The sequence below is a fragment of the Sphingobium lactosutens genome, from assembly GCF_013393185.1.
GTDB classification, from domain to species: Bacteria; Pseudomonadota; Alphaproteobacteria; order Sphingomonadales; family Sphingomonadaceae; genus Sphingobium; species Sphingobium lactosutens_A.
The window spans coordinates 29,692-56,010 of record NZ_QJQX01000042.1 but is presented as its reverse complement, the minus strand read 5'-3'; the positions used below and the strand labels follow the sequence as shown (position 1 = coordinate 56,010).

The window sequence follows — 26,319 nt, the reverse complement described above, 5'->3', positions numbered from 1 at the left end:
ACATGCGTGAAGCAGCCATCATCTCCACCGCCCGCACCTGCGTCGGCAAGGCCTATCGCGGCGCCTTCAACGATACCGAGGCGCCCGTCATGGCGGCCCATGTCGTCAATGCCGCCGTCGAGCGCGCCGGCATCGATCCGGCCCGCGTCGACGACGTCTATCTGGGCGTCGCCAACCAGTGGAACACGCAAAGCTATAATTTGGGCCGGCTGGCCGTGCATGGGTCGGTGTTGCCCGACACGACCGCCGGCTTTGCGATGGACCGCAAATGCTCCTCGGGCCTTAATGCGCTCGCCTTTGCCGCGCGCTCAATCATGTGCGACGAGATCGACGTCGCGGTGGCGGGCGGGGCGGAGAATGTGTCGCTGACCATCGACAAACATTATCCCAATTTCCGCAACCGTTCCGAGTTCGTGAAGCAGCGCGACCCTTACGCCTATATGGCGATGATCGAGACGGCCGAGATCGTCGCGGACCGCTATGGCATCGGCCGCGAGGCGCAGGACCGCTTCGCCGCATTGTCGCAACAACGCGCCGCCGCCGCGCAGGCTGCGGGCAGGTTCGATGCGGAGATCGTGCCTATCGCGCTCACCAAGGCGCTGTTCGACAAGGAAGGCAAGGAAAGCGGCAAGGAAGAGCTGCTGCTGATGGCTGACGAAGGCATCCGCGCCGGGACGACCTATGAAAAGCTGTCGGAACTGAAGCCCGTGTTCAAAAATGGCGACGTCGTCAAGGAAGGCCGCCATGTGACGGCGGGTAATGCCAGCCAGCTGTCCGATGGCGCCTCGGCACAGGTCGTCATGGACCTGGCCACCGCGCAGAAGGAAGGCCTACCGGTGCTGGGTGTCTATCGCGGCTTCCAGGTCGCGGGTTGCGGCGCGGATGAAATGGGCATCGGCCCGGTGTTCGCCATCCCCAAATTGCTTGCCCGGGCGGGGCTGAAGATCGAGGACATCGGCCTGTGGGAAATCAATGAGGCCTTCGCGTCTCAGGCCGTCTATTGCCAGCAGAAGCTGGAGATCGACCCCGACAAGCTGAACGTCAATGGCGGCGGCATCGCCATCGGCCATCCCTTCGGCATGACGGGTTCGCGGCTGGTCGGCCATGCGCTGATCGAGGGCAAGCGCCGGGGCGTCCGCTATGTCGTGGTGTCGATGTGCGTCGCGGGCGGCATGGGCGCGGCCGGATTGTTCGAGGTCGCCTGATGCAACTCGCCTTCGCCCCTGAACTCAAGGCGTTCCGCGCGGAAGCGGCCGGCTGGCTGAACGATCAACTGTCCGGCCCCTTCAAGGCGCTGCGCGGCCAGACCAGCCAGATGGACCATGTCGAGGAACGCCGCGATTGGGAAACCGCGCTGGGCGAGGCGCGCTGGAGCGTCGTCGGCTGGCCGGAACAATGGGGCGGCAGAGGCGCCTCCATCGCGGAGCAGGTGATCTTCGCGGAGGAATATGCCCGTGCCAAAGCCCCTCCCCGCGTCGGCCATCTGGGTGTCGAGTTGCTGGGGCCGACGCTACTGGCGATGGGCACAGAGGAGCAGAAGGCGCGCTTCCTGCCCGACATCGCCCATGGCCGTGCGATCTGGTGCCAGGGCTATTCGGAGCCGGGCGCAGGCTCCGACCTTGCCAACGTCAAGACCAAGGCGCGGCGGGAGGGCGATCGCTACATCGTCGACGGACAGAAGATCTGGACATCGATGGGCATGATCGCGGACTGGTGCTTCGTGGTCGCCCGCACGCAGCCGGGGAGCGTAGGCAACAAGGGTCTCTCCTTCCTGATGGTGCCGATGGACCAGCCCGGCGTCACCCCCCGCCCCATCCGCCAGATGACCGGCGAGGCGGAGTTCGCCGAGGTTTTCTTCGACGGGGCGGAGGCCCTCACCATCGACCGGATCGGGGCGGAGGGCGAGGGCTGGAAGGTGGCGATGACGCTGCTCGGCTTCGAGCGCGGCGTGTCGACGCTCGCCCAGCAGATGCACTTCCGCAACGAGCTGGACGCCATCATCGCCGCCGCCAAAGCGAACGGTCAGGCCGCCAATCCGCTCATCCGCCAGCGGATCGCCCATGCCCATGCGGGCCTGAAGATCATGCGCTATAACGGCCTGCGGATGCTGTCGGATGAAACGCTGTCGGGCGCAGCCTACACCTACAAGCTCTACTGGTCACAATGGCACAAGGCGCTGGGCGAACTGGCGATGGATGTGCGAGGGCAGGAAGGCGAGATCGGCATCGACGAGGAGCGGTTCGACAGCCTCACATCCATGTATCTGATGAGCCGGTCCGACACCATCTATGCCGGCACCGACCAGATCCAGCGCAACATCATCTCCGAGCGCGGCCTCGGACTGCCAAGGGAGCCGCGCGGATGACCGAAGAAATGGGCACCTGGCCCCACACTATCCCCCATGCGGCCAAGGCGGCGGCGGAGCGCTGGCCCGACCAGCCGGGGATCATCGAGGGCGACCAGCATTGGAGCTTTGCGCAGGTCTGGGCCGATGCGCGGGCGGCCGCCTCCGCCTTCCTCGCCTGCGGCCTGCGCCATGGCGACCGCATCGCCATCTGGGCGCCCAATGACCGGACCTGGATATTGGCGGCACTGGGCGCGCAAAGCGTGGGCGCGGCCATCGTGCCGCTCAACACCCGCTTCAAGGGGCAGGAAGCCGCCGACATCCTCCGCCGCTCGAAAGCAAAGCTGCTGTTCGTGCCGGAACATTTCCTCGACACCGACTATCGCGCGCTGATCGCTGGCGAGGATATGCCTGACCTTCTGGAAAGCGTCCTGATCGACACCCAGTGGGACGCCTTCGTCGCGCGCGGCCGGGGCGCGGCCGATCCGGCCGTGGACGAAGCGCTGTCGCGCATCAGCGGCGGCGACATCAGCGACATCATCTTCACCTCCGGCACCACCGGCCGGCCCAAGGGCGTTCTGACTGCGCACGCGCAGGCCGTGCAGATTTTCGGCGACTGGGCGGTCCGCGTCGATCTGCGCGCGGGGGATCGCTATCTGATCGTCAATCCCTTCTTCCATACCTTCGGCTACAAGGCGGGCTGGGTCGTCTGCTTCACCCGCGGCGCGACGATCCTGCCGATGGCGATGTTCGACGGCGCCGAAATGGTCCGCCAGATCGAGCAGAACAGGATCAGCTTCCTGCCCGGACCGCCGACCATCTATGTGACGCTGTTGCAGGAACTGGCGGGAGAAAAGCCGCGTGACTTTTCCTCGCTGCGCGTCGCGGTGACGGGTGCAGCACCGGTCGCGCCCATGCTGGTCGAACGGATGCGACAGGAACTGGGCATGTCCAATATCGTCAACGGCTATGGCATGACCGAATGCGGCGCCATCGCCATGACCCGGCAGGGCGACGATTCCGACACGGTAGCGCACACGTGCGGCTATCCGCTGCCCGGCATCGAGATACGCTGCGTCGACGAGGCTGGCCGCGACCTGCGGCGGGGCGAGACCGGCGAATTGTGGATTCGCGGGCCTTCGGTGATGCAGGGCTATCTGGACGATCCGGCGGCCACGGCGGAGGCGATCGATGCCGACGGCTGGCTGCACAGCGGCGACATCGGGACGATCGACCCGCGCGGCTATCTGGCCATTACCGATCGCAAGAAGGACATGTATATTTCCGGCGGCTTCAACTGCTATCCCGCCGAGATCGAGAGCCTGCTCGCTGCCCACCCCGCCATTGAAACGGCGGCCGTGATCGGCATCGCCGACGAACGGCTGGGCGAGGTCGGCAAGGCGTTCGTCGTGCTGCGCCCGGGCCAGCAGGCGGACGAGCGTGCGATCATCGGCTGGGCAAGGGCGCATATGGCCAATTACAAGGCGCCCCGCCGGGTCGCCTTCATCGACGCTCTGCCCCGCAATGCCGGCGGCAAGGTGCTGCGCACCGCGCTTCGCGATCTGGAACGGCAGGAAGAATAGGAAGGACGCGGTCGGGCTGCCTTCCCGTTGCGCAGGTGGCGATGGCGACTCTCGCCGCTGGCACCTGCCACGGGAAGCCGTTCAGACGGTCGTCAGAGCTTCACCACCCGGCATTGCGGAACGGGATGCTCGCTCGCCTCGATCCAGCGCCACAGGCCGGTGCCACTGCGATGCCCCGACAGGTCAATCCAGTTGCCATAGCCCGGATCGCGATCGGCACAGACGAGGATGACGCTGCCATCCGCTTCATATATCGCCTGTGCGCCATTGACCCAGACCTTGCGGTTCACATGGTCCATCGATTCCATCCACCAATTGTCGATCTGGAAATTCCAGAAGCGGCATGGCGGCGGCGTGGCGGTGATGACCAGCGCCTCATCGGGCGCGAGGTCGTAATAGATGTGGCCGTACCATATTTTCGGATCGCCGCCCGCGCGCTGGTAGACCGTCTGGTCCTTGCCCTCATAGATGCGGTTGGGCTGCTCCATGAACCATTGAGCCCAATCAGCGAAAATGTTCGCTGTCCCCCGCACCCAGGCCGCCGCGCCACTCAGTTGCGCCTGGATCGTTTCCGGCGTCAGGATCGCGGGCACCGCAGGCCCTTCACCGATCCGTTCGACCCGCACATCGGCCGCAACTTCCGCCTTCTTGTCATTGAAGGTCTGGCGGATGATGAGCAATGTGCTGTCGTCGGCCATGGGCAGCCAGTTGCCGGGCTTTTCGGTCTTGCTTGCGATTATCTCGAACGTGCCGTCGGGACCGATGTCCATGTCGGCCAGTTCGATCTCGCCGGTCGAGGCCATGGTTCCGTCGATCGCATAGCGGTTCGCCTTCGACCCTATCGAGAAATAAGGAACGCTGTTGCACTGACCGGTGATGCGATAGTCGCGATCGCCGCGCACGACGATCTGCTGGTAAAGATTGTCGGGATTGTCCGCGCCGATCTTGATGGCGTCGTCGCACAGCAGGAAAAGGCGCGGGAAATCGGGATCGCTGGAGTCGACCAGCATATTGAGCGCAGTGCGCGTCAGCCGTGAGAGGTAGCGCAGCCCCTCGGCCTGATCGATCGGTGTGCCCGGCGCAGCCGACCGGTCGAGAACCTCTCCCGCCTGCGCCAGCCGATCGCAGAAATTACGCCAGGTTGCCGACAGTCGGACGTCTTCCATGGTCATTTCCTTCCTGATGAGGTCATAATTCGTGATCGACCAGGGCACGGGTGACTTCGCCCGCCTTGAGTGCAGCTATCGCCTCCCCAATCCTGTCCAGCGGCCAGACCCCACTCACCTGATCGGCAAGGTTCAAACGCCCGTCCCGCGCCTGGGCGATGAGGTCGGGATAGTCGCGGGCAGGCACCGCGCCGCCGTTCATCGTCGCGATCACCTCCCCACCCATGACGAAACGGTCGAGCGGCAGCGCCGCCTGCGATCCCGGTTTCGACATGCCGATCAGCACCACCCGGCCGCCACGCTTGATGCAGCGGAGCGCGGTTTCGATCGCCGCGACGGAACCGCTGCATTCGACCACGAGGTCGATCGGGCCATGCGCCGCCGCCAGCCTTGCTGCCGCATCGTCGCTGTTCTGCATTTGGTCGGCCAGAATGAAGCCGATAGCGCCGAACTGTCGCGCCACTGCCTCCTTCGCGGGATTGGCATCGACCGCAATCACGGCAGCCCCGCTCTGGACGGCGCCCTGAATAGCGTTGACGCCGATCCCGCCAACGCCGAACACCGCCACCTTGTCACCCGGACCTGCCCGTCCCAGCGTCCGCGATGCGCAGACCCCGGTTGACACCGCACAGCCGATCAGCGCAGCTTGTTCAAGCGGAAGACCGTCAATCGCGAAGATCTGCGATGCTTTCACCACTATCTCCCCGGCAAAGGAGGAGACGTTGGCGAAGGATGCGACAGGCCTGCCGTCCAGCATGAAGGGAAAAGCGGGGTCGACCCCCCAGTTGATATCGCAATTATGCGGCTCGCCGCGGCGACATTCGCGGCATTGCCCACATGGTGTCTGGGTGCCGACGGTAACAGGATCGCCCACCGCCCAGCCTTCGACCCCCGGTCCCAGGTCGGCGATCTCGCCCGCGGCCTCATGCCCCAGCACGATCGGCAGCACGGGAAGATGCGGCGTCATCATCGCAATGTCGCTATGGCAGATACCCGACCGCTGCACGCGGACGCGCACTTCCCCGGCCTCCAGCGGCCGCAGCGTCAGCCGGTCGCTGACGACCAGCCCGGCGCCGTCCCATAAGGCGGCCCTCATGCCGACAGCCCCGCCAGCAAGGGATAGGCGAAGGAGGGATCATCGCGATCCGCACGACCGTTGGGGGCATCGCGCCGCATCTGCGAGATTATGTCGACAGCGACCTGGACAATCGATCCATGGTCGAAAACCAGACTGCGATAGGTGAATTTCCAAACGCCATCGCGCCGCTCATAGCGATCGAGATAGCGGCCCAGGACGATATATTGCCGTGCATCCGGTCCTGATGTGCGATGCCAGGCCTCGACATAATGCTCGCCCTCCGCCCGGTCGCCATCGACCACGAACAGGCTGTTGCTGATAGTGTGGCGCATCATGTCCCACTGCGGCGTAACCTGCGCCAGCCATGTGACGAACTCGTCAGGTCCGCCGGTAAACATCGAACCATGGTCATCGATCGCATCGTCATGATAGAGCGAGCGGACAAGCGCGAAGTCGCGTCGATCGCATCCCCGGCAATAGCGCATCACCAGATCCTGCAGCGCGATCCGATCGAGCCATGCCTGCGACATATCCACCTCCAAAAACGCGCATATATCTACGCGATAGACTATTATTGATTGAGACTATCAACTTAAAACGTGATATGAAATGATAAAATTTACGCATATAATGATTCAGGAGAGACGAATGGCCGCTGCCCCCGCCCCCCGCACCGCCTCGGGGCATCCCACCCTGTCCAGTCCCGGCCGGATCGGTACGCTGACGGTCGCCAACCGCATCTTCGTGACTGCCATGGGCGTCAGCCTGGCCGAGGAAGATGGCACGGTCGGCCAGCGGCTGATCGACTATCATGTCGAACAGGCCAGGGGCGGCGCAGGCATGATCGTGACCGGCGTAATGGGCGTCGCCTGGCCTGTGGGCGCGGTGCAGCCCAGGCAGACCGCCATTTCCGACGACCATTTCCTGCCCGGCCTCAAGCGGCTGGTCGATGCCGTCCATGCCGCAGGCGGGCGGATCGCGACGCAGTTGCATCATGGCGGGCTGGTCGCCACCCATTCGGCGGGACAGGGCCATCCGCTCTGGGCGCCGGCCTATCCGCCGCCCTTCGCCGGGGACTTTCCGGACTATTTTCTGCCGGAAGAAATGGCCGCCTTTGCCGGTGGTACCGTTCCACAGATCAAGGTGCTGACCAAGGACGACATTGCTCTAGCCGTCCGGCAGTTCGCCGACGCCGCCCGCCGATCCAAGGCGGCGGGCTTCGACGGGATCGAGATCCATGGCGGTCATGGCTATCTCCTCTCCTCCTTCATGTCGCCCGCGACCAACACGCGCCCCGATGATTATGGCGGCGACCTGAAAGGCCGCGCGCGCCTGCTGCTGGAAGTGGTGCGTGCGGTGCGCGACGCCGTCGGCCCTGACTTCCCGATGTGGGTCAAGATCGACTCGCGCGAGATGGGCAAGAAGAACGGCATCACCATCGATCATGCCAAGGAACTGGCGCCGATGGTGGAAGCCGCCGGGGCCGACGGCATCACTATCACCGCCTATCATGACGTCGGACAGGGCAAGCTGCACTCCGCCTCCAACATCCCGCACGAACCGGGCATCCACCTGGAATATGCCGCCGCCATCCGGAAGGTCGTGACCATTCCGGTCATCGCGTCGGGCAGGGTGGAACTGGACCGCGGACAGAAGGGGCTGACCGACGGCGAGTTCGATTTCCTCGCCATGGGGCGCAAATTGCTCGCCGACCCGGATCTGCCGGTGAAGCTGGCCGAGGGGCGGGCCGACGACATCCGCCCCTGCATCTATTGCTATACCTGCGTATCGACCGCCTATCTGCGCCAGCAGGTGCGGTGCGCGGTCCGATCGGAAACCGGTTTTGAGGATCTGGACTGGTCTCCGGCCGTCGTGCCCGGTCATGTCGTCATCGCGGGCGGCGGCCCCGGCGGCATGGAGGCGGCGCGACGACTGAGTCAGGCCGGAGCCAGGGTGACATTGATCGAGAAGTCGGACCGGCTGGGCGGGACGCTGCGCTTTGCGGCGCTGGCCTATGAGCCCAATGAAAGACTGCTCGACTGGCTGCGGCGGGAGATCGGCAAGTCCTCGGTCGACATACGCCTCAAGACCGAAGCAACGCCCGCATTGATCGCCAGCCTGAAGCCCGACAAGGTGATCGTCGCAACGGGCGCGGTGCGCGACATGCCGCCAATTCCCGGCAGCGACCAGGATTTCGTTCTGTCGGGCGATGATCTGCGCGGCATGATGCTGGGCGAGGACAGCGCCTCGATCCGTCGCAAGACCAGTTGGACGACGCGCCTTGCGACCAAGGTCGGCGCCGCGACCGGCGCGACAGCCAATCTGGAACTGGTGCGCAAGGCGACGCATAGCTGGATGCCGCTGGGCAAGCGGGTGGTCATCATCGGCGGCGAACTGGTCGGTTGCGAATTGGCCGAATTCCTGATGGAGCGCGGTCGCGACGTGACGATCGTGGGCGATGCGCCGAAATTCGGCGGAGGGCTGCTGCTGGTGCGGCGGATGCGGGTGCTGGCGGAATTGCGCGAGCATGGCGTGGCGATGTTCGCCGGGGCCAACGACATCCGCATCGACAAGGGCGCCGTGCGCTTCACCAGTGCGTCCGGAGAGGCGCAGAGCGTCGCCGCCGACCATGTCGTCGTCGCCATGGGGGCGCATGGAGATTCCACGCTCGCCAATGCGCTGCGCGATGCGGGCCATGATGTGGTCGAGATTGGCGACGGTACCGGTGTCACCTATATCGAGGGCGCGATCCGGGGCGCGGCCGAGGCGGTTGCCGCCATGGGGCGCTGAGCATTTCGACAAGGGAGCGGATCATCTCCGCTCTCCTTCCGGCAACATAAAAGAGCGGGAGGCGAAGATCTTCGCCTCCCGCTCTTTTATGTTGCGCCCCTGCTTCAGAACTGGATGCGGGCGTCGATGCCGTAGGACACCGGCTTGTTGAAGGTCGCACCGGCAAAGCCCAGGGCGCCGAAGTCGATGCCATAGGCCAGCCGCTTCTGGTTGAGCAGATTGTCACCCCACAGGCCGATATCCAGCTTACCGCCGCCCAGGCGAATATCCTCGACCGACAGACGCGCCTTGACGTTGCTTTGCGACGGAGAGATCAGATTCCGGTTGAACGGAGCCGTATTGTCGAGCGCATTGAACCAGATTTGCGTGCGATGCGAATAGTCGCCGCGCAGGCGGACAAGTGCGTCGCCGACGGGATGCGAATATTCGGCGCCCAGATGGATGCTCCATTTCGGCGTATAGAGCGGCTTGGCCTGATCGGCGACGTCGAGGATCTGGTTGGTGGCGGGATCGCGGAACAGGAAGACCTTATAGTCGGTCTTCACATAGCCGACCGATCCATCGATCTGAAAACCGCGGAACGGCAGAGCTGTCACTTCCGCCTCGAAGCCCGACAGCCGCACCTTGCCCGCATTGACGATGAGCGACGTCGCGCCCCCGCTGCCCGCCGCGAATTGCTGGACCTGAAGATTGTCATAGTCGGTGATATAGCCGGCGAGGTTGAAGCGCAGGCGGTTGTTGAAAAATTGCGACTTGATGCCCGCTTCATAAGCCGTCGCCTTTTCCGGATCGAATGTGTTGATGACGTTGGCGCGCGGATTGATGCCGCCCGATCGATAGCCGGTCGATACACGGCCGTAGATCATCACATCCCTGACAACATCATAGGATAGCGACGCCAGCCAGGAGACATTGTCGAAGCTCTTCCGGCCGCGCTGCACCGGACTGACGTCGCCCGCGAGATAGGCAGTCTTGTCGTCGCCAGTGAAACGACCACCCACGGTGAGTTCCAGCTTGTCGTTCAGGCCCGAGGGTTTCCAGCTTGCCTGCCCGAACACCGCCATCGATTGAGAGGTGCCGCCAAAGGCCTGGACCGGATTGGCATTGACGCCGACCGTCGAGAGGCCGGGGTTGAGGGCGCTGATGCCATCCACCACCGCCTGCGGGAAGCCGATCGAGGTCAGGGCCGATACGGGCATGACCAAGGTCAGCGACTGGGCGTTATATTCCGACGCCTTTTCATAGAAATAATATATGCCCAGCAGGTAGCTGAGGTCGCCGACCTTGCCCAGCGCCTGCAATTCCTGGCTGAACTGCCACTGTTTCTGCGGGGCATTGTTGCCGGTATAGGGCGTGACCTGCTGGACCGAAACGAGCGTGGGCGCGGTGAAATCGACCACCGGGCCGCGCAGCACGCCATTGCCCGACAGGTTCAGGATCGTGTCCTGAAAGAATTTGCGATAGCCGGTGATCGACTTGATCGTCAGTTCCGGGATCGGTTCATAGCTGATCGTGAGGCCATGGCCCTGAACGCGGGTCTTGCTGCCATAACGGAAATTGCCGTTGCGATCGGTGAAGCCGGCCTGTTGCACCGTTCCCTGCCGCACCGGATCGACCAGGAAGGGCGCGCCGCCATAGCTGGGCGACTGCGAATAATAATCCTGCGCCAGCGGGGTCGCGGCGACGATCTGGAAGAAGGCAGGCGTGCCACGGCGGCTGTCATAATCGAAATTATAGTTGACGGTGATGTCGCCGAAATCGCCTTCCAGTCCGACTGCGACCGAATTTGCCCTGAGCGCGCCGGGATCCTGCGACGAGGGTGTGAGGCTGTTGTCCACATAGCCGTCGGACTCGCGATGCTGTGCCGAAATCGACGCCTTGACGACATCCCCGACGATATAGCCGGTATCCAGGCGCGCGCGCGTGTACCATTCGCTGAAGCGGCCAAATCCCGCCTTGGCAGTGACGCCCATGTCCTTGGCGGGCTTTTTGGAGATCAGCTGCAGCGCCCCACCGATGGTGTTGCGCCCGAACAGGGTGCCCTGCGGGCCGCGAAGCACCTCGATCCGCTCCAGATCGATGAGGTCGAATACCGCACCGGCCGACCGGGCCAGATAGACCCCGTCCAGATAGATGCCCACGCCCTGTTCGGACACTGACGACGGCTCCTGATTGCCGATGCCGCGTATATAGACGGTAGCGGCCGACAGGCTGGAGGGCTGCTGTTCGACGGTCAGGTTGGGCGCGAACTGGGGCACGTCGGCCGGGCTGGAAATATTCTGACGCTCGATAAAATCGCCCCCCAGCGCGGTGACGGCCACCGGGACATTCTGCAAGGTTTCCGCCGAGCGGCGCGCGGTCACGACGATATCGCCGAGATTGGCCGCCTGATCCTGCGGAGCGCCGACCGCCGGCAAATCCTGCGCCGTTGCCGCCGTTGCCGCCGTTGCGAGCGGCATCCCCGCCATGCCGGCAACGCCAGCCAGCCATATCGACCTCATCGCATCCTCCCTTTTCCACCCTATTCAGCAGATTTTTCGTTTTATATATTCTGATTTTATACGCGTTTTCCGCATAGTTTTTGACATAATATGCGTAATGCGGACTTATCTTGGATATCATATAACGATTTTGCGCGAACATGACAAGGCGTCGCCCCATATATGCGTATTATTTTTGTATTTATGATACGATTTGTGGCAATGTTTTCTGAAGAATTTGCGGCTTCGCAGAAGCAATTTGTGATTTTCTCAAGACGAACACCTCCCTTGCCGCCGTAACGGTTGTCAGCGCATGTCGCCCCGATACATGGCCTCCGCCCGCATCTTGAGCGCCCTGGCCGTGTCATTGAAGGCACGCGTCACCCAAGGGCCGCAAAAGCGCATGACATGGATGCCGTTGGGGCCGGTAAAGGCGTCGGTCGACTGGTAGCGACACCGTTCCGGTCCGAGCGCATCGATCATCTGGTCGCGCCGGGCCGGATAGGGCCAGGCTGCGCTGTCCCGCAACTCCCAGGACAAGAGCCGTCCCGGCTCGCAGGCGCAGACATATTCGCAATTGGGCGCAAGAGCGCCGGGATTGGCATAGTCGACAAGCCGCATATGAACGGGCGCGCCTATCTCCAGCGTCGATTGCGCCCAGACGCAAAAGGGATTCCATTCGCCATAGCGCGCCATGTCGGTGAGGATATCCCAGACCAGCATGGCAGGCGCCGCGATCTCGATCGGGTCGGACGCCACCAGGATATCGGGATCGTAAAGCGCAAACGGATCATATCGCGCAGCGACCGGACTTTCGACGGACATCGGCTTCTCCCTGACAGGCCTCACGCTCTACGCGGATAGCGACCATTTCCAGTATGATGACGACTTATTCAAGTTTTTACATGATTTCAATCTTGACTTGCGTATCATATGCCATAATTTAATACGCAATAAGCCAACAAAGATCAACAGTCGCAACGCGGGGAACGGCGCGCATGGAAAAGGGCATGGCCGACCGTTTCGATTTCATCATCATAGGCGGCGGCTCCGCCGGATGCGTGCTGGCGGGGCGTCTGTCGGAAGACCCGCGCAACAGGGTGTTGCTGCTGGAAGCGGGCGGCAAGGACGACAGCATCTTCATCCACGCGCCGGGCGGCCTGTTGCCTATCATGTATCGGGGCATGTTCCAGTGGATGCATGTCAGCACGCGCCAGTTCCACGCCGGGGGGCGGCAGATCTACACGCCGCGCGGCAAGGTGCTGGGCGGATCATCGTCCATCAACGGCATGGTCTATGATCGTGGCGCAGCGGCCGACTATGACCGCTGGCGGCAACTGGGCAATGAAGGATGGAGCTATGACGATGTGCTCCCCTATTTCCGCAAGCTGGAGGATTTTCAACCGGGCGGCGAGGATGGTTATCATGGACGCGGCGGCCCGCTGCTGGTGACGCGGCCGGGGATCAGGCACCCTTTGGCCAGGGCATTTCGCGACGCCGCGATCGCCGCAGGCCTCCCCTATAATGACGATCCCAGCGGATCCAGGCGCGAAGGCGTGGCGGCCGCCGACGTCACCGCGTCTGCCGGCCGACGCTGGAGCGCGGCGCGCGCCTATCTGAAGCCTGCCCGCAAAAGGCGCAATCTGCGCATCGTCACCGGCGCGCATGTCGAACGGATCATCTTAGAGGAAGGGCGCGCCACCGGCGTCGCCTGGCGTCGGAACGGACGGATCGAGCAGGCCAGCGCCGGTCGTGAGGTGATCCTGTCGGCGGGCGCCATCCATTCGCCCGCTATTCTGATGCAGTCGGGCGTCGGCGATGGCGATCATCTGCCGCAGGTCGGCGTGCCGGTCACTCATCATCTGCCCGGCGTAGGGCAGAATTATCGCGACCACGTCGCGATCAGCGTCAAACATTATTGCACCCAGCCCGTGTCCTTGTTCAACGTCTTTCATCCGCTGGTCGCGACGAAGGCGCTCGCCCATTTCCTGCTGTTCCGCAAGGGGCCGATGGCCGAGCCGCCGGCGGAAGTCGGCGCATATCTGCGGACCATGCCGGGCGCTGCGCATCCCGATGTGAAGGTGCATTTCGCCATGGCCCTGTATGAAGCCATGGGGCGCAAGCTCATCATGGAGCATGGCTATTTCGCGCATATCGACCTGCTCAGTCCGGCAAGCGTCGGGACGATCAAGCTCACCGGACCAGATTCTGCCGCGCCACTGGCGATCGATCCCAATATCCTGTCGACGCCCGGGGACATGGCGATGGGACGCGCCGCTATCCGGGCGGTGCGGACCATCTTCGCCCAAAGCCCCTTCGATCCTTTCCGGGGGGAGGAACTGGCGCCCGGCGCCGACATCCGGTCAGACGATGAACTGGACGCCTATCTGCGCGCGACCGCAACGTCAGACATCCATGCCGTTGGCACCTGCCGCATGGGGCACGATCCGATGGCCGTGGTCGACCCGCAATTGCGGGTCCGGGGGCTTTCCCGGCTGCGGGTGGTCGATGCATCAGTCATGCCGCGCGTGCCGGGCGGCAATACCAATGTGCCCACCATCATGGTCGCGGAAAAGGCGGCTGACATGATCCTGGGCAAAACCCATTTTTCGACAGCATTATAGGACAAGGAAGCATCATCATGGCCGGAAGGTTGCAGGGCAAGGTCGCCATCGTGACGGGCGGCGCGCGGGGCATGGGGGAGGCGACGATACGCCTGTTCGCCCGCGAAGGCGCGAAGGTCGTCATCGCCGATCTGCTGGAGGCCGAAGGCGCGGCGCTGGCTGCGGACATTGGCGAGGCAGCCATGTTCCAGCGTCTCGACGTATCGGACGAAGGCAGCTGGACGGGGCTGGTGGAGGCCGTCATGGCGCGCCATGGCCGGATCGATGCGCTGGTCAACAATGCCGCTGTCGTCGCCTTCGCGCCGATCGTGGGGCTGGCGGTCGAGCAGATCGACCGGGTGCTGGGGGTCAACGTCAAGGGCACCATGCTGGGTCTCAAGCATGTCGGCGGCGCGATGTGCGCGGCGGGGCGCGGCGCGATCGTCAACATCTCGTCAGTCGACGGCCTGCGCGGCGCCAATGCGCTCGCTCTCTATAGCAGTTCCAAATGGGCGGTGCGCGGCCTCACCAAGACGGCCGCACTGGAATTCGGCCATCAGGGCGTGCGCGTCAATTCGGTGCATCCCGGCGGCGTCAACACCGTCATGGGCAATCCCCAGGCGCTGGAAGGCGCGGCGAAGAATGTCGGCTATGAGCGCGTGCCGCTCCAGCGCATCGGCGAACCGGAGGAAATCGCCGCCGCCAGCCTGTTTCTCTGCTCCGACGACGCCAGCTATGTCTGCGGCGCGGAACTGGCGGTCGATGGCGGCTGGGCCGCGGGCTATTATCATCATTATCTGCCCGCCGCGCCCGCCGCGCTGGCGTCGATCTAACCCGGTCGCGGAGAGAGGCCCTCATGACCGAGGAAGAAAGAATCTTTACAGGCGGCGTCGCCGTCATCACCGGTGCAGGCGCGGGGATCGGCATGGGCCTGGCCCGCCGCTGCGGCCAGATCGGCATGACCGTGATCGTCACCGACATCGACAAGGCCAGGGCCGATGCGGTCGCAGCGGACATCGTCGCAGCGGGCGGCAAGGCCGAAGCGATCCAGGTCGATGTGGCGAAACCGGAGGCGCTGGATGCGCTGGCGCTGGACATATTCGACCGGCACGGCGCCGTCCGCCTGCTGGTCAACAATGCGGGCATAGAAACCGTCGGCTATAGCTGGGAAATTCCGATCGACCGCTGGGAAAGGACGCTCAACGTGAATATCCATGGCGTGGTCCATGGGGTTCGCTCCTTCGTGCCGCACATGCTGCGGGTGGGGAAGGAAGCCTGGATCGCCAACCTCGCCTCGATCGGTTCCTTCGGCATCATGCCGACGCAGGCAGCCTATATCATGAGCAAGCACGCGGTTCAGTCGTTCAGCGAATGCCTCTATCTGGAGATGCAGGTCGCAGGGGCGCCGATCAATGTCTGCTCGATCATTCCCGGCATGCTCAAGACCAGCATATTCGACGCCGAAGCGGGCAACGGCGAGCCGGAGGGCGCCGCCGCCCATCGCGCCGCCATGGCGCAGATGATGGCCAGTTACGGCATGGACCTGGACGAAGGCTGCCGCCATTTCGTCGAAGGTCTGGCCGCCCGGAAATTCTGGATTTCCAGCCAGCCCGACATGACGGACCGGGCGCTGGCGGAGCGGGTCGGCTTTTTCCAGAAGCAGGCGCCGCCCACGCTCAACGAACAGACCCGCGCCCTGCTGGGCGCCTGACGCCGGTCCGGCCGAAATATATTGCATTCTGATGGAGAGGATCGATGGCCTATACATTGCAGCAATTGAGCGATGTCGAGGATATACGCACGCTCAAGCATCGCTATTTCCGGGGCATCGATACCGCGGACATGGACCTGCTCGCCAGCCTGTTCACCGACGATATCGCCGTCGAATATCGCGGCGGCACCTATCGCGTCCGACTGGAAGGGCGCGACAATATGATGGAATTCCTGGCCAACAGCTTCAACTCCGACGCTGTCGCCATGCATCATGGCCATATGCCCGAAATCACGCTGACCGGCGAGGACAGCGCCGAGGGCATCTGGTATCTGGAGGATATTTTCATCAATCTGGAGCTTCAGCTCCACACGATCGGCAGCGCCATCTACCGCGACCGGTATCGCCGCGAGAACGGCGTGTGGAAGATCGCCCGCACCGAATATGACCGCGTGTTCGAGATGGTCCGTCCGCTCGCGGCCGATGCGCAAATCACATGTCATTATCTGGCCACCGCCGGGCGCAAGCGCGAAGAACGCCGCGACATCAGCCATCTGATCGAGTGGGAAGCCATTTCATAGACATCTTCGGGCGGTACGACGATGCCGCCCGCCCAATTCAGCCAAACAAAACATAATCCCAGGGGGAGCCTTATGTCCCGTATAGCATTTGCCATGGCATCGCTGGCCACATTGATGGCGCCATCACTGGCGCTTGCCCAGGCCGAGCCGAGCCGAATACCCGCCACAATGGCCGACGGCGACGACATCGTCGTTACCGCGCGCCGCCGCGAGGAGCGGTTGCAGGACGTGCCGATCGCGGTCAGCGCCGTCGATGCGTCTGCACTCAACAGCCGGGGTCTCGACAATGTCACGCAGATCAGCCAGATCGCGCCGAACATCCAATTCACCCCCGGCCAGGGCGGCAATAGCGGCGGCATCGCGCCCTTCATCCGCGGCGTGGGCGAGAATGACTTCATCATCACGTCCGACCCGGCGGTGGGCGTCTATATCGACGGCGTCTATGTCGCCCGCACCTTTGGCGCGACCACCGAATTGCTGGGCATTGACCGGATCGAGGTGCTGCGCGGTCCGCAGGGGACATTGTTCGGCAAGAATACGGTGGGCGGCGCGATCAACATCGTGTCGGCCATTCCCGGGCAGCAGCAACGGGTCGAGGCCGACCTGCGCTATGGATCGTTCAACACGGTGCGCGGGCGCGCCTATGTGGAAACGCCGCTGTCGGATCGCTGGTCGCTGGGCGTCGCGACGCTGGGCGAATTTGGCGAGGGCTGGCAGAAAATCCCATCGGGCAAGAATCTGGGCAATCGCAACGTCGTCGCAGGCAAGATGGCGCTCCATTATAACGGCGAGGGCCTGGACGCCGTGCTACAGGCTGACGGCCTGCGCCGCCGCCAGCACAGCGCGCCGCACAGCATGATCGCCTTCACCCCGACCTTCTTCTCGATCCTGCAATCGACCTTCCTCGCCCCCTGCTGCACGGTGCCGGGCGAAATCGACCGCACCGACAGCACGCCCGCCCTCAACAAGGACCAGACTGACGCTTTCAACACGTCGCTGACGCTGACCGCCGATCTGGGCGGAGCGACGCTGAAGTCGATCACCGCCTATCGCTATGTCGACGCCCTGTTCGGCCGTGACGGCGATGCATCGGCGGCCGTCAACTATGCCGGCGACATCCATGATGAAAAGGCCCGGCAGATCAGCCAGGAACTGCAACTGGCGCTCGATCTGGGCGGGCGCGGGACGTTGCTGCTCGGCGCCTTCGCCTATCGCGAGAGGACGCGCGACGATACCAGGCTGATCGTGGCCGACGGCCTGTATCCTGCACTGGTCGCGGCGGGACTCGATCCCTTCCCGGTGGCGCCCGGCATTGCCATTCCGGCGTCGTCGCTCGACTTCAACATCGACTTTCGCAACCGCCAGCGCACCGACAATCTCGCGCTGTTCGCCAATGGCAATTATGAGCTGGCGACCGGCCTGTCGCTGGAACTGGGCGCGCGCTATACCTGGGAGAAGAAGACATTCTCCCAGTCTGCGATCCGTATCTATTCGGGCGAGCCGCTGCTGGCGGGGACGCCCAGCTACAGGCTTGAAAAGAGCTGGGACGCCTTCACTCCGCGCGCCTCGCTATCCTACAAGATACGGCCGAACCTGATGACCTATGCGTCCTTTTCCAAGGGGTTCCGGTCCGGCGGCTTCAACGGCCGGCCGACGTCGCTGGAGGAAATCGGTTCCTATGATCCGGAGCATCTGACCGCCTATGAAGCGGGGATCAAGGCGGGCTTCGGTCGGCTCGCGACGATCAACCTCGCCGTCTTCCGCAACGCCTATCGCGACCAGCAGATCCTCGTCTCCACCGTCAGCCCGTCAAGCGGCCTGATCGTCGTGCGCAATGAAAATGCCGGTCGATCGCGCATCCAGGGCATCGAACTGGAGGGCAATTTCCACGTCACGCCGCGCTTCACCCTGACCAGCGCGCTCGGCCTGCTCGACGCCAAATATCTTAACTATGTGTCGGTCATCAACGGCGTGCCGACCGATGTCAGCAATCGCAGGCTGAAGCAGGCGCCCGATATCACCGCCAACGCAAGCGCCGTCTATCAGGCGCCGCTGGGCGATGCGATGGAGGCTGTTTTTCGTCTGGATGTGGCCTACAAGAGCGAGGTCTATGTCGATGCCGAAAACACGCCCCTGCTGCGCCAGCCCGATCACGCGATCCTCAACGCGAGCGCGGAACTGCGCTTTGCGGACAGCGGCCTGTCGGTACGGGCGGGCGTCGACAATATCACCGATCGGCGCGTCATCACGGCGGGTTATGATGCGTCGACCAGCTTCGGCTTTACCGAGGCCTATTATGCGCCGCCGCGCCGTTACAGCATTACATTGGCCTGGCGTCGCTGAGCGGACGGCATGTTTTGCGATGCTGGCCACATCCTGTCGTCCGGCATCGCACGGGCGGGTCGCCCGATGACGGACGACGACGCCTTCACCGGCCTGCTGGAACATCTCTATGGCGGCCTCACGCGTTCGCCGCCCTGGGAAGCGTTTCTACAGGCCCTGGCCTCTGCGACCGATGCGGCCTTCGCGACGCTCATCATCGGCCGGGGCTGCGCCGGTATCGATGCCCATGTGACGCCCGGCGCCAATCCCGACCTGACGCAGGAATATCGGGAGATTTCGGAAGCCGACCCCTTTGTCGGACTGCCGGAGGGGCAGGTCGTGTCCTTCAACGACTTCGTGCATCATATTCCCGCCCGCTTTCGCCACTGGATGGATGTGGCGCGCACCGGCCAGATATTGGGCGTCGACCTGCATCGGCCACCCGATACGGCCGTGCGCCTGCGCCTGACCCGCGACGATAGTCGCGCGGATTTCGGGGAAGACGAAAAGGGATTGCTCGTGCGTCTCATCCCCCATTTGCGGATCGCGCTCGACCTGCATGCCCGTCTCACCACCACCCAGGCCGAAAGCCAGTTGTTCAGCAGCGCCATGGCCGACCTGGCGGTGGCGACCCTGATCCTGGACCGCGACGGCCGGATCATGCGCCGCAATGCCGTCGCCGCGCGGATGCTGGAGGATGGCGCCATCATCGCGGATCGGAACGGCAGGCTGGAGCCACGCACAGGCGCCGCAACCGCCACGATCGCCCGCGTGCTCGCGACCCCGCCGCCCGCCGGCGAAGAAAGCCTGTTCGAGATCGCCACCACCAACGGTCCGGCGCTGCATGGCCGCGCCCGCGCCGTGCCTTCGCCAGCTTATGGCGACGGCGCCTGGCTGGCCCTGTTCCTGAGCGACCCAAGCCGTCCCGCCGGACCTTCAGGCGAAAGCCTGCGCGACCGTTTTCAATTGACCCGGGCGGAAGCCGCGTTGGCGGTGCAGTTGCTTGCTGGAACCGCGCTGGCCGATGCGGCGAGCGCGCTGGATATCGCCTACAATACGGCCCGGTCGCACCTGCGCGCGATCTTCGCCAAGACGGGCACCCATCGGCAGGTGCAGCTGGTGACGCTGCTGCGCAGTCTGGACAGCGATCTGGACAATTAGCGCGCAATCCGACGGATATCTATATAAATATTTGTTTTTAAATGTTTTTGGCGAAAATCCAAACCCCATCCTGCCGTCGTCAAGCGACGATGGCCGGGTGGGGAATGCGCGGTTCTCCCAATATGGCGCGGTAAGAAGGCGGCGTCCGCCCGCCCGCTTCGGTGATGCCGTAGCGCCGGGCGATTTCCGCGGTGATGAGCGTCTGGCCGTTCAGTTCGTCGCGGGCGGGATCGTCATGGATCGCGGCGATGACCCGGCCGTTAAATTCGGGCGTTTCCGCATCCGCCATGAATTTTTCATATTGGTCGGGATGATCGGCCAGCGTCTGGACGCTGCGTTCGGTCATCAGCGGCCCCATCCACAACGCGATCGTCGCAACCCCCGTACCCCGGAAATCGACGCCCATGTCGGCAGCGAACTTGTCCACCCCTGCCTTCTGCGCGCCATAGGCCGCGCCATGCATATAGCAGACCGACCCGAAGGAAGAGGTGAAGGCGACAAGGCCGCTGCGCGCGGGCACCATCATTCGGGCGGCATGCCAGCTCGCCAGATAATGCGAACGCAGGCCGACGTCCAAAATGTCGGCCAGCCCGGTCGATTTTTCCCAGAAAGGACCGGGCTTCACCAGATCGTCGTGCAGCGCAGCGACATTGTTGACGAGGATGTCGAGCCGTCCGCTTTCGGAGCGCACCCGATCGAACAGCGCGGCGATGGCGGCGGCGTCGCCATGATCGACCTGCACCGCCCGCCCTTCGCCGCCCGCCGCGTCGACCTGCGCCGCGGTCGAGCCGATGGTGCCGGGCAGGACCGCATCCCCTTCCCGAACCGAGCGGCCGGTCACATAGACGCGATAGCCCTTTTCCCCCAAGGCCACGGCGATGCCACGGCCTGCACCCCGGCTGGCGCCGGTGACGATCGCCACCGGACGGTCATTCGTCTCCATTCGACTGTCTCCTTCAGGCGGCGGCGCTGCTGTCCCGCTTATCGAGCGTCACATGCATGCCATTGGCGCGCTTCTGCATGTCCGGCGCCTTGTCGCGCGGATTGTAGAATTGCTTGTACCAGAGGCGGACCTTGCCATAGGGGCCATCATTGGGAACGACCATCGGATTGAGGCAGGCACGCTTGTTCTGCCAGATCTCGACATCCTGGGCGAAGGCGAGGCGGCTGCCTTCCTGATATTCCAGCGCGGCGGCGCGCAGATCGTCCGTGATCGGGGCCGATCCGTCATTCACCTGAACCATCAGGCCGTGCCACACCCGGATTCTGCCATCCTCGATCGGCGTATGGGTAATCATGATGAAGGAATTGAATGTTCCTTCCATTTCCGACTGAAGGATCGATGGTCCGGTATACCAGGTGTCTAGTGTCAGCACATCCTCTGGATTGAGCGTCAATGTGCGGTGGCCGGCGGCATAATATTGATGGACGATATGGTCCTTGAACTCATTGGCGAAGTAAACGAAGTCCTTGGCTCCATGGATGGGCACGAAATGGCCATAGTCGGCCATGTTGTCGACCACCTCGATCGGGTGAATATCGAGATCGCCCATATAGTCGATCTTCCAGTTGACCCAGCCGGGCGCATCGAAATGGCCGCCAAAGTCGGGAAGGTCGAAATTCGGTTCCCGTCCTTCGGGATCAAACCACATCCAGATGGTCCCAGCGCGTTCGACTACCGGGAAAGTCTTGAGCTTCGCCGCCTTGGGCACGAAATCGGAATAGGGAATATTCCGGCAGCCCCCGTCCGGCCCGAATTGCCAGCCATGGAATGGGCAGCGGATCGAATCGCCCTCGATCTGTTCCCCGTCGCGGACGATATAGGAGGTGGTATTCTTCGCCAGATGCGCGCCCATGTGCGGGCAATAGGCTTCCACCACATAGGGCGTGCCGCTTTCGCCACGATACAGGACCAGATCCTGGCCGAAATAGCGCATCGATCGCGGCGTCATCGTCGCCTCGGCGCTTTCGCCGACCATGAACCAGCCGCGCGGAAATTCGAACTCACCCAGACGATAGTCCGAAGACGTTGCCATGATAAAATCCTCTCGCTTTCGGTGACAACCTAACATGGCGAATGGCAAGATGCCAGCCCCTGGCGAGGCATTCATGCCACATATATCGCATTTTCCTACGCAAAACTGCATATCAGTTCATATTATATGCCAATAACGCGTGACATATTTTAGTTTTTTCACCTGCATCTGCTCGATCGGCCACAACCACAGACCCTCCCCGCTTGCCGGAGTTGCGCGGCCATCGCCCCGCGCGATGCGATATGGTCTTACACCCTACCCTCGCGATAAAAATGCGAACCGCACCATGGCATAGCCCGCGGCAAATTTGCGTAGAATATATCACATATTTTACGCCTTTTAATGATTTTATCAGTCTATGGATTTATTTTACGTATTGCATGCGTCATTTTTCGACTTTAGCCTATGATCCGCCGGTCCACAGACGCCTTTCAAAGGCGCATGATCGCGCGACGAAATGGGACAAGGCGCAAACGGAAGCCGCCATACCCTTCCGAGGAGAGACAGATGCTGCTGAAAGACAAGGTGGTGATTATCAGCGGGGTCGGCCCCGGCATGGGCCGGGCGCTGGCCCATATCGCTGCCGCGGAAGGCGCGTCGGTGGCCTTGGCCGCCCGCAACCAGACTTTCATAGAGGCAGTGCGCGACGATATTCTGGCTGCTGGCGGCAATGCCATAGCCATCCGCTGCGACGTGTCCGATTCCGACCAGTGCGTGGCGCTGGCGGAGCGCACGGCGTCCGCATTCGGTGGCCGCATCCATGGCCTGGTTAACAGCGCCTATTATCATGGCGACTGGAGCTTTATCGAGAATAGCGACGATGCCGACCTCGCCAAGGCGTTCGACGTCAATTGCCTTGGCGCGCTGCGCCTGACCCGAGCGTGCATTCCCTATCTTCGCGACGGCGGCGCGGTGGTGAATATATCAACCATGGCCACCGTGCGTCCCTTTGGCGGCGAACATGGCATGGAAATGGGCTATGCGGTCGCCAAGGGCGCGCTCAACACGCTGGGCAAATATATGTCGGCTGACCTTGGCCGCTTCGGCATCCGCGTGAACACCTGCCGCATGGGCTGGATTCATGGCGAACCGGTGGAAGGGCATATCCAGTCGCAGGTCGATACCGGCCTGATGCGCGACGACGTCATCGCCGGGATCACCCGGGATATCCCGATCGGCATCATCCCGCCGGAGGAGGATTGCGCCCGCGCGGTATTGATGATGCTGTCCGATTATAGCCGCGTCGTCAGCGGCGCGTCGATCGACGTCAATGGTGGCCATTGGATGGCCCCCTGACATGGAGAATGGCGGCGGCGCTTCCATCCTTTCCCAGGATGCCATGGCCATGCTGCTCGACGAAAGGGCCATCATCCGGGGCTTGTGCACGACGGGAGCGCGGACCTGATGCAGACCTGACTTTGCCGGACGCGACGGCGTGACGCCGCCCTGCTGGATGCGTCACGATCGACCGGAAAGAATATAAGGAGAAGGACAATGCTTGACCGCGAAACCTTGCTGCAACAGGCGCGGAACCGGGCGGGACTCGAGGATTTCGGTGATCTCTGGTTCCTCGAACCGATGGATCAATTTCTGCAGTCGTCCAATTGCGAAGGCAGGTTGACGCCTGACGGCTGCGCCGCCACGACCGAAGTCATCGTCAAGGGACTGGTCAGCCGCCTGCGGATGGTCGACGACATCAAGCACCATCCCGAGATACGGGACGAAAAGGTCGAAGTCGCCGGCATCATCCTGGGCCTGCCGCGCACCGGCAGCACCATTTTCCAGCGATTGCTGGCCAGCGCGCCGGGCATGACCGGCCTGCGCTGGTATGAGGCGCAGAATTTCGCGCCCTTCCCCGGCGAGGAGCGCGGCAATCCGGTCGAACGACGCGCCTATGCGCAGGCGATGATCGACGGCTGGCTGGAACTGGCCCCCGAACTCGCCTCCATCCACCCGCTCGACCCCGATGCGCCGGACGAGGAGATATTGGTGCTGGGGCAAATGTTCGTCAGCACCATGGTGGAAGGAATGAATTTCGTTCCAGCCTTCACCCGCTGGCTCAATGGTTACGACCAGTCACATGGTCATGAGGATTTGAAAACCATTCTCCAATATCTTCAATGGCAGGATCCGGCACGCCGGGGCGCAAAATGGATATTGAAGAGCCCGTCCAACCTGCCCTATGCGGAGCTGGCCGCAAGTGCGTTTCCCGACGCGCTGCTCATCATGACCCACCGCGATCCGTTGCAGACGGTTCCATCCTATGTCTCCATGCAGGCGGCGCTCTACAAGCTGAGCGCCACAGTGGCCGATAGCGAGGTCGGCGCATTCTGGTTGCCGCGCCTCACCGAATGGATGCGGATGTTCGAAGCTGCCCGCGCGCGGATCGGCGAGCATCGCTTCATCGATATCGACTATCGCGAAGTCGGCAGGGATCCGATGGCGCAGGCGCAGCGCGTCCTGTCCCGCATCGGCATCCCGGTGGATAATCGCCTCGAAGCGGCGCTCAGCGAATTTCTCGCAGGCAACAAGCGCGAACAGCGACCGATGCATGATTATGCGCCGGAACGTTTCGGACTGGACGAAGAAACGATCAGGCATGCCTTCGCCTCCTATCGCGAGCGCTATATCCTTTGACGGGCCGACCATAGCAACAAGACGTCCAGTGAGCGGATGGCAGGAAATAGGGGAAGGGCAAATATGCCCTTCCCCGCCATTTTTCGCGCTCTGGTCAGCCGTTGCCGCCGGTCATGTGCCGCGCCGCGACATAGCCGAAGGTCATGGCCGGCCCGATCGTGACGCCGGCGCCGGGATAGCTTTCACCCATGGCCGACGCCGCATTATTGCCTACCGCATAGAGGCCGGGAATGACCTTCCCCATCGCGTCGATCACCTGCGCATGAGCGTTGGTCTGCAACCCGCCATTGGTGCCGATGTCGCCCGGATAGATCGGCATCGCGTAATAAGGCCCCTTGTCCAGAGGACGCAGACAGGGATTGGGGCCATGGCGGGGATCGCCATACATTTTGTCATAGGCCGCTTCGCCGCGATGAAATTCGGGATCTTCGCCCGTTGCCGCATGCCGGTTGAAGCCCGCCACGGTGGCCGCGAGCGCCGCCGGATCGATGCCGATCTGCCGGGCCAGCGCTTCGATCGAGTCACCCCGCTTCAGGATGCTGCGCACAGCCTGGCTGTGAAGGAAGGTCGGCATCAGCGGGTAGAGCGGTCCCATCGGGAATTTGTGCCGATAGTCATGATCGAAGATCATCCAACTCGGCGAGGCGTCTCCATGCTCCGCCTGACGTCGCGCCATCTGTTGCCCGACAATATGATAGGAGGCCGCCTCGTTAAGATAGCGCGCGCCCTGCCGGTTCACCATGATGCAGCCGGGCAAGGCGCGCTCGACCGTGCAGAGCCGGCCGCGATCCTCCCCCGGAACATAGAAGACCGGCGCGGCCCAGGCAGACTGCATATTCATCGTCGCCGCACCCACATCCTCCCCCGCCCGGATGCTGTCGCCGCTATTGCTGGTCACGCCGCCGGAATAGCGTGCCGCAGGATAGAGCGGCGCATGGCTGTCCCGCATCGCCTGATTCTTGTCGTAACCGCCGGCCGCCAGCACAACGCCCTTGCGCACGCCGATCCGATAGGGCTTGCCGTCCCGCTCCACCACCGCGCCCGTGACCCTGCCGCCTTCCCGCACCAGATGCTTGAGCGGCGTTTCCAGCCATAGCGGCACGCGCTGCCGGTTGAGCGCCATGCGCAGCCCGCCGGTCAGCGCATTGCCGAGCGTCAACCGCCGATCCTTGCGCGAGGTCAGACGGAAGGGCAGGTCCAGCCAATATTTCCCCATGTTGACGACCAGATTCCGGATCCACCCCTTGGTTCGGTACAGCAGTTCATAGGTCTCGCTGAAATGCCAGTTCAGATAGCCGAACAGACTGGCCGCCGGCGAGGCAAAGCGCAGCGTGCGAATATCCGCGCCCAGCGGCTTGCCGTCGAGCGGCAGGGGCAGGTGGGTACGAAAGCCCTGCGCCGATCCACCGGGGTTTTCGGCATGATAGTCGGGATAGGGAAAGGCCATATACTGGACCGGCGTATGGGTCATGACCCAGCGCAACATCGGCGCGGCATTGTCGACATAGGCGCGGATATTCGCGTCCGGCACATTGTCCGCCGACAATGCGCGGACATAGGCGAAGGCGTCGTCAAGATCATCCTCGAAACCCGCCGCCTTCGCCGGGTCGCTCCCGGGAATCCAGATGCCGCCGCCCGATGTCGCGGATGTGCCGCCCCACAGGTCCGCCTTCTCGACGATCAGCACGTCGGCCCGGTCATGCGCGCCGACCAGCGCCGATACCATGCCGCCCGCACCCGATCCCACCACGAGGATATCGACCTGCTTGTCCCAGTTGCTCATGCTTGTCCGCTTCCGAATCCTGATCCCGCCGGCTGAAACGAAGG

General features: G+C 63.2%; 20 protein-coding genes. 12 read left to right on the top strand and 8 right to left on the bottom strand.

Going from position 1 to position 26,319, the window contains the following annotated elements; all coding sequences use genetic code 11:
• Positions 1-2 precede the first annotated feature (2 nt).
• From DM806_RS10480 to DM806_RS10470, 3 genes are read left to right on the top strand one after another with little or no spacing between them, the layout of a single operon-like run.
• The gene (locus DM806_RS10480; RefSeq protein WP_179043174.1) at positions 3-1,205 is read left to right on the top strand and encodes an acetyl-CoA C-acyltransferase; all 1,203 of its coding nucleotides are present in this window, start codon (positions 3-5) and stop codon (positions 1,203-1,205) included.
• The gene (locus DM806_RS10475; protein ID WP_179043173.1) at positions 1,205-2,365 is read left to right on the top strand and encodes an acyl-CoA dehydrogenase family protein; all 1,161 of its coding nucleotides are present in this window, start codon (positions 1,205-1,207) and stop codon (positions 2,363-2,365) included. The genes DM806_RS10480 and DM806_RS10475 overlap by 1 nt, the downstream gene beginning before the upstream one ends.
• Entirely contained in the window at positions 2,362-3,927 is a 1,566-nt protein-coding gene (locus tag DM806_RS10470; RefSeq protein WP_256869223.1) for a FadD3 family acyl-CoA ligase, read from the top strand. The genes DM806_RS10475 and DM806_RS10470 overlap by 4 nt, the downstream gene beginning before the upstream one ends.
• Before the next feature lie 92 nt (positions 3,928-4,019).
• On the opposite strand, the gene DM806_RS10465 is transcribed toward DM806_RS10470, so the two are convergent.
• The 3 genes from DM806_RS10465 to DM806_RS10455 are packed head-to-tail and all read right to left on the bottom strand — an operon-like array spanning position 4,020 to position 6,701.
• Complete coding sequence (locus DM806_RS10465; protein ID WP_256869222.1) at positions 4,020-5,093, bottom strand: DUF1214 domain-containing protein; 1,074 nt, start codon at positions 5,091-5,093, stop codon at positions 4,020-4,022.
• Between the two features lie 22 nt (positions 5,094-5,115).
• On the bottom strand, positions 5,116-6,189 hold the full coding sequence (locus DM806_RS10460; protein ID WP_179043171.1) for an alcohol dehydrogenase catalytic domain-containing protein: 1,074 nt from the start codon (positions 6,187-6,189) through the stop codon (positions 5,116-5,118).
• Entirely contained in the window at positions 6,186-6,701 is a 516-nt protein-coding gene (locus DM806_RS10455; protein ID WP_179043170.1) for a nuclear transport factor 2 family protein, read from the bottom strand. Before DM806_RS10455 ends, DM806_RS10460 begins: the two co-directional genes overlap by 4 nt.
• 118 nt (positions 6,702-6,819) lie before the next feature.
• On the opposite strand from DM806_RS10455, the gene DM806_RS10450 reads away from it, so the two are divergent.
• Entirely contained in the window at positions 6,820-8,961 is a 2,142-nt protein-coding gene (locus DM806_RS10450; protein WP_179043169.1) for an oxidoreductase, read from the top strand.
• 104 nt (positions 8,962-9,065) lie between these two features.
• Here the strand turns inward: DM806_RS10450 and DM806_RS10445 are convergent, their stop codons facing one another.
• Together DM806_RS10445 and DM806_RS10440 are read right to left on the bottom strand one after the other, a co-directional pair.
• Entirely contained in the window at positions 9,066-11,462 is a 2,397-nt protein-coding gene (locus tag DM806_RS10445; RefSeq protein WP_256869221.1) for a TonB-dependent receptor, read from the bottom strand.
• A 285-nt stretch (positions 11,463-11,747) separates the two neighbouring features.
• On the bottom strand, positions 11,748-12,266 hold the full coding sequence (locus tag DM806_RS10440; RefSeq protein WP_179043168.1) for an SRPBCC domain-containing protein: 519 nt from the start codon (positions 12,264-12,266) through the stop codon (positions 11,748-11,750).
• 185 nt (positions 12,267-12,451) lie between these two features.
• Here DM806_RS10440 and DM806_RS10435 point away from each other — a divergent pair, with 185 nt between their 5' ends.
• The 6 genes from DM806_RS10435 to DM806_RS10410 all read left to right on the top strand — a co-directional run bounded on the left by DM806_RS10435 (position 12,452) and on the right by DM806_RS10410 (position 19,819).
• A complete protein-coding gene (locus DM806_RS10435) occupies positions 12,452-14,065 on the top strand; it encodes a GMC family oxidoreductase (RefSeq protein WP_256869220.1) in 1,614 nt (537 codons plus the stop codon).
• A 17-nt stretch (positions 14,066-14,082) separates the two neighbouring features.
• Positions 14,083-14,877, top strand: coding sequence for an SDR family NAD(P)-dependent oxidoreductase (locus tag DM806_RS10430; protein WP_179043166.1), 795 nt, complete (start codon positions 14,083-14,085; stop codon positions 14,875-14,877).
• A gap of 23 nt (positions 14,878-14,900) precedes the next feature.
• Positions 14,901-15,755, top strand: coding sequence for an SDR family NAD(P)-dependent oxidoreductase (locus DM806_RS10425; protein ID WP_179043165.1), 855 nt, complete (start codon positions 14,901-14,903; stop codon positions 15,753-15,755).
• A 44-nt stretch (positions 15,756-15,799) separates the two neighbouring features.
• Entirely contained in the window at positions 15,800-16,336 is a 537-nt protein-coding gene (locus DM806_RS10420) for a nuclear transport factor 2 family protein (protein WP_179043164.1), read from the top strand.
• A gap of 72 nt (positions 16,337-16,408) precedes the next feature.
• Positions 16,409-18,679 carry a TonB-dependent receptor gene (locus DM806_RS10415; RefSeq protein ID WP_179043163.1) on the top strand — a complete coding sequence of 757 codons (2,271 nt, stop codon included), beginning with the start codon at positions 16,409-16,411 and terminating at the stop codon, positions 18,677-18,679.
• A gap of 66 nt (positions 18,680-18,745) precedes the next feature.
• A complete protein-coding gene (locus DM806_RS10410) occupies positions 18,746-19,819 on the top strand; it encodes a helix-turn-helix transcriptional regulator (protein WP_179043162.1) in 1,074 nt (357 codons plus the stop codon).
• A 79-nt stretch (positions 19,820-19,898) separates the two neighbouring features.
• Here DM806_RS10410 and DM806_RS10405 read toward each other — a convergent pair whose 3' ends face one another.
• Both DM806_RS10405 and DM806_RS10400 read right to left on the bottom strand, forming a co-directional pair.
• Positions 19,899-20,762: an SDR family NAD(P)-dependent oxidoreductase gene (locus tag DM806_RS10405; RefSeq protein WP_179043161.1), complete on the bottom strand. Its 864-nt coding sequence runs from the start codon at positions 20,760-20,762 to the stop codon at positions 19,899-19,901.
• Positions 20,763-20,775: 13 nt separating this feature from the next.
• On the bottom strand, positions 20,776-21,855 hold the full coding sequence (locus tag DM806_RS10400) for a Rieske 2Fe-2S domain-containing protein (protein ID WP_179043160.1): 1,080 nt from the start codon (positions 21,853-21,855) through the stop codon (positions 20,776-20,778).
• A 507-nt stretch (positions 21,856-22,362) separates the two neighbouring features.
• Here DM806_RS10400 and DM806_RS10395 point away from each other — a divergent pair.
• The gene (locus tag DM806_RS10395; RefSeq protein ID WP_179043159.1) at positions 22,363-23,151 is read left to right on the top strand and encodes an SDR family oxidoreductase; all 789 of its coding nucleotides are present in this window, start codon (positions 22,363-22,365) and stop codon (positions 23,149-23,151) included.
• Positions 23,152-23,349: 198 nt separating this feature from the next.
• Positions 23,350-24,492, top strand: a complete 1,143-nt coding sequence (locus DM806_RS10390) for a sulfotransferase family protein (RefSeq protein ID WP_179043158.1) — start codon at positions 23,350-23,352, stop codon at positions 24,490-24,492.
• A 94-nt stretch (positions 24,493-24,586) separates the two neighbouring features.
• On the opposite strand, the gene DM806_RS10385 is transcribed toward DM806_RS10390, so the two are convergent.
• Positions 24,587-26,275 carry an FAD-binding protein gene (locus DM806_RS10385; RefSeq protein WP_179043157.1) on the bottom strand — a complete coding sequence of 563 codons (1,689 nt, stop codon included), beginning with the start codon at positions 26,273-26,275 and terminating at the stop codon, positions 24,587-24,589.
• Between the last annotated feature and the right edge of the window lie 44 nt (positions 26,276-26,319).

What these genes read in the sequence shown, in the direction of transcription:
- DM806_RS10480 (WP_179043174.1), top strand. Translation starts at nt 3, where the DNA reads ATGCGTGAAGCAGCCATCATCTCCACCGCCCGCACCTGCGTCGGCAAG.
- DM806_RS10475 (WP_179043173.1), top strand. Translation starts at nt 1,205, where the DNA reads ATGCAACTCGCCTTCGCCCCTGAACTCAAGGCGTTCCGCGCGGAAGCG.
- DM806_RS10470 (WP_256869223.1), top strand. Translation starts at nt 2,362, where the DNA reads ATGACCGAAGAAATGGGCACCTGGCCCCACACTATCCCCCATGCGGCC.
- DM806_RS10465 (WP_256869222.1), bottom strand. Translation starts at nt 5,093, where the DNA reads ATGGAAGACGTCCGACTGTCGGCAACCTGGCGTAATTTCTGCGATCGG.
- DM806_RS10460 (WP_179043171.1), bottom strand. Translation starts at nt 6,189, where the DNA reads ATGAGGGCCGCCTTATGGGACGGCGCCGGGCTGGTCGTCAGCGACCGG.
- DM806_RS10455 (WP_179043170.1), bottom strand. Translation starts at nt 6,701, where the DNA reads ATGTCGCAGGCATGGCTCGATCGGATCGCGCTGCAGGATCTGGTGATG.
- DM806_RS10450 (WP_179043169.1), top strand. Translation starts at nt 6,820, where the DNA reads ATGGCCGCTGCCCCCGCCCCCCGCACCGCCTCGGGGCATCCCACCCTG.
- DM806_RS10445 (WP_256869221.1), bottom strand. Translation starts at nt 11,462, where the DNA reads ATGAGGTCGATATGGCTGGCTGGCGTTGCCGGCATGGCGGGGATGCCG.
- DM806_RS10440 (WP_179043168.1), bottom strand. Translation starts at nt 12,266, where the DNA reads ATGTCCGTCGAAAGTCCGGTCGCTGCGCGATATGATCCGTTTGCGCTT.
- DM806_RS10435 (WP_256869220.1), top strand. Translation starts at nt 12,452, where the DNA reads ATGGCCGACCGTTTCGATTTCATCATCATAGGCGGCGGCTCCGCCGGA.
- DM806_RS10430 (WP_179043166.1), top strand. Translation starts at nt 14,083, where the DNA reads ATGGCCGGAAGGTTGCAGGGCAAGGTCGCCATCGTGACGGGCGGCGCG.
- DM806_RS10425 (WP_179043165.1), top strand. Translation starts at nt 14,901, where the DNA reads ATGACCGAGGAAGAAAGAATCTTTACAGGCGGCGTCGCCGTCATCACC.
- DM806_RS10420 (WP_179043164.1), top strand. Translation starts at nt 15,800, where the DNA reads ATGGCCTATACATTGCAGCAATTGAGCGATGTCGAGGATATACGCACG.
- DM806_RS10415 (WP_179043163.1), top strand. Translation starts at nt 16,409, where the DNA reads ATGTCCCGTATAGCATTTGCCATGGCATCGCTGGCCACATTGATGGCG.
- DM806_RS10410 (WP_179043162.1), top strand. Translation starts at nt 18,746, where the DNA reads ATGACGGACGACGACGCCTTCACCGGCCTGCTGGAACATCTCTATGGC.
- DM806_RS10405 (WP_179043161.1), bottom strand. Translation starts at nt 20,762, where the DNA reads ATGGAGACGAATGACCGTCCGGTGGCGATCGTCACCGGCGCCAGCCGG.
- DM806_RS10400 (WP_179043160.1), bottom strand. Translation starts at nt 21,855, where the DNA reads ATGGCAACGTCTTCGGACTATCGTCTGGGTGAGTTCGAATTTCCGCGC.
- DM806_RS10395 (WP_179043159.1), top strand. Translation starts at nt 22,363, where the DNA reads ATGCTGCTGAAAGACAAGGTGGTGATTATCAGCGGGGTCGGCCCCGGC.
- DM806_RS10390 (WP_179043158.1), top strand. Translation starts at nt 23,350, where the DNA reads ATGCTTGACCGCGAAACCTTGCTGCAACAGGCGCGGAACCGGGCGGGA.
- DM806_RS10385 (WP_179043157.1), bottom strand. Translation starts at nt 26,275, where the DNA reads ATGAGCAACTGGGACAAGCAGGTCGATATCCTCGTGGTGGGATCGGGT.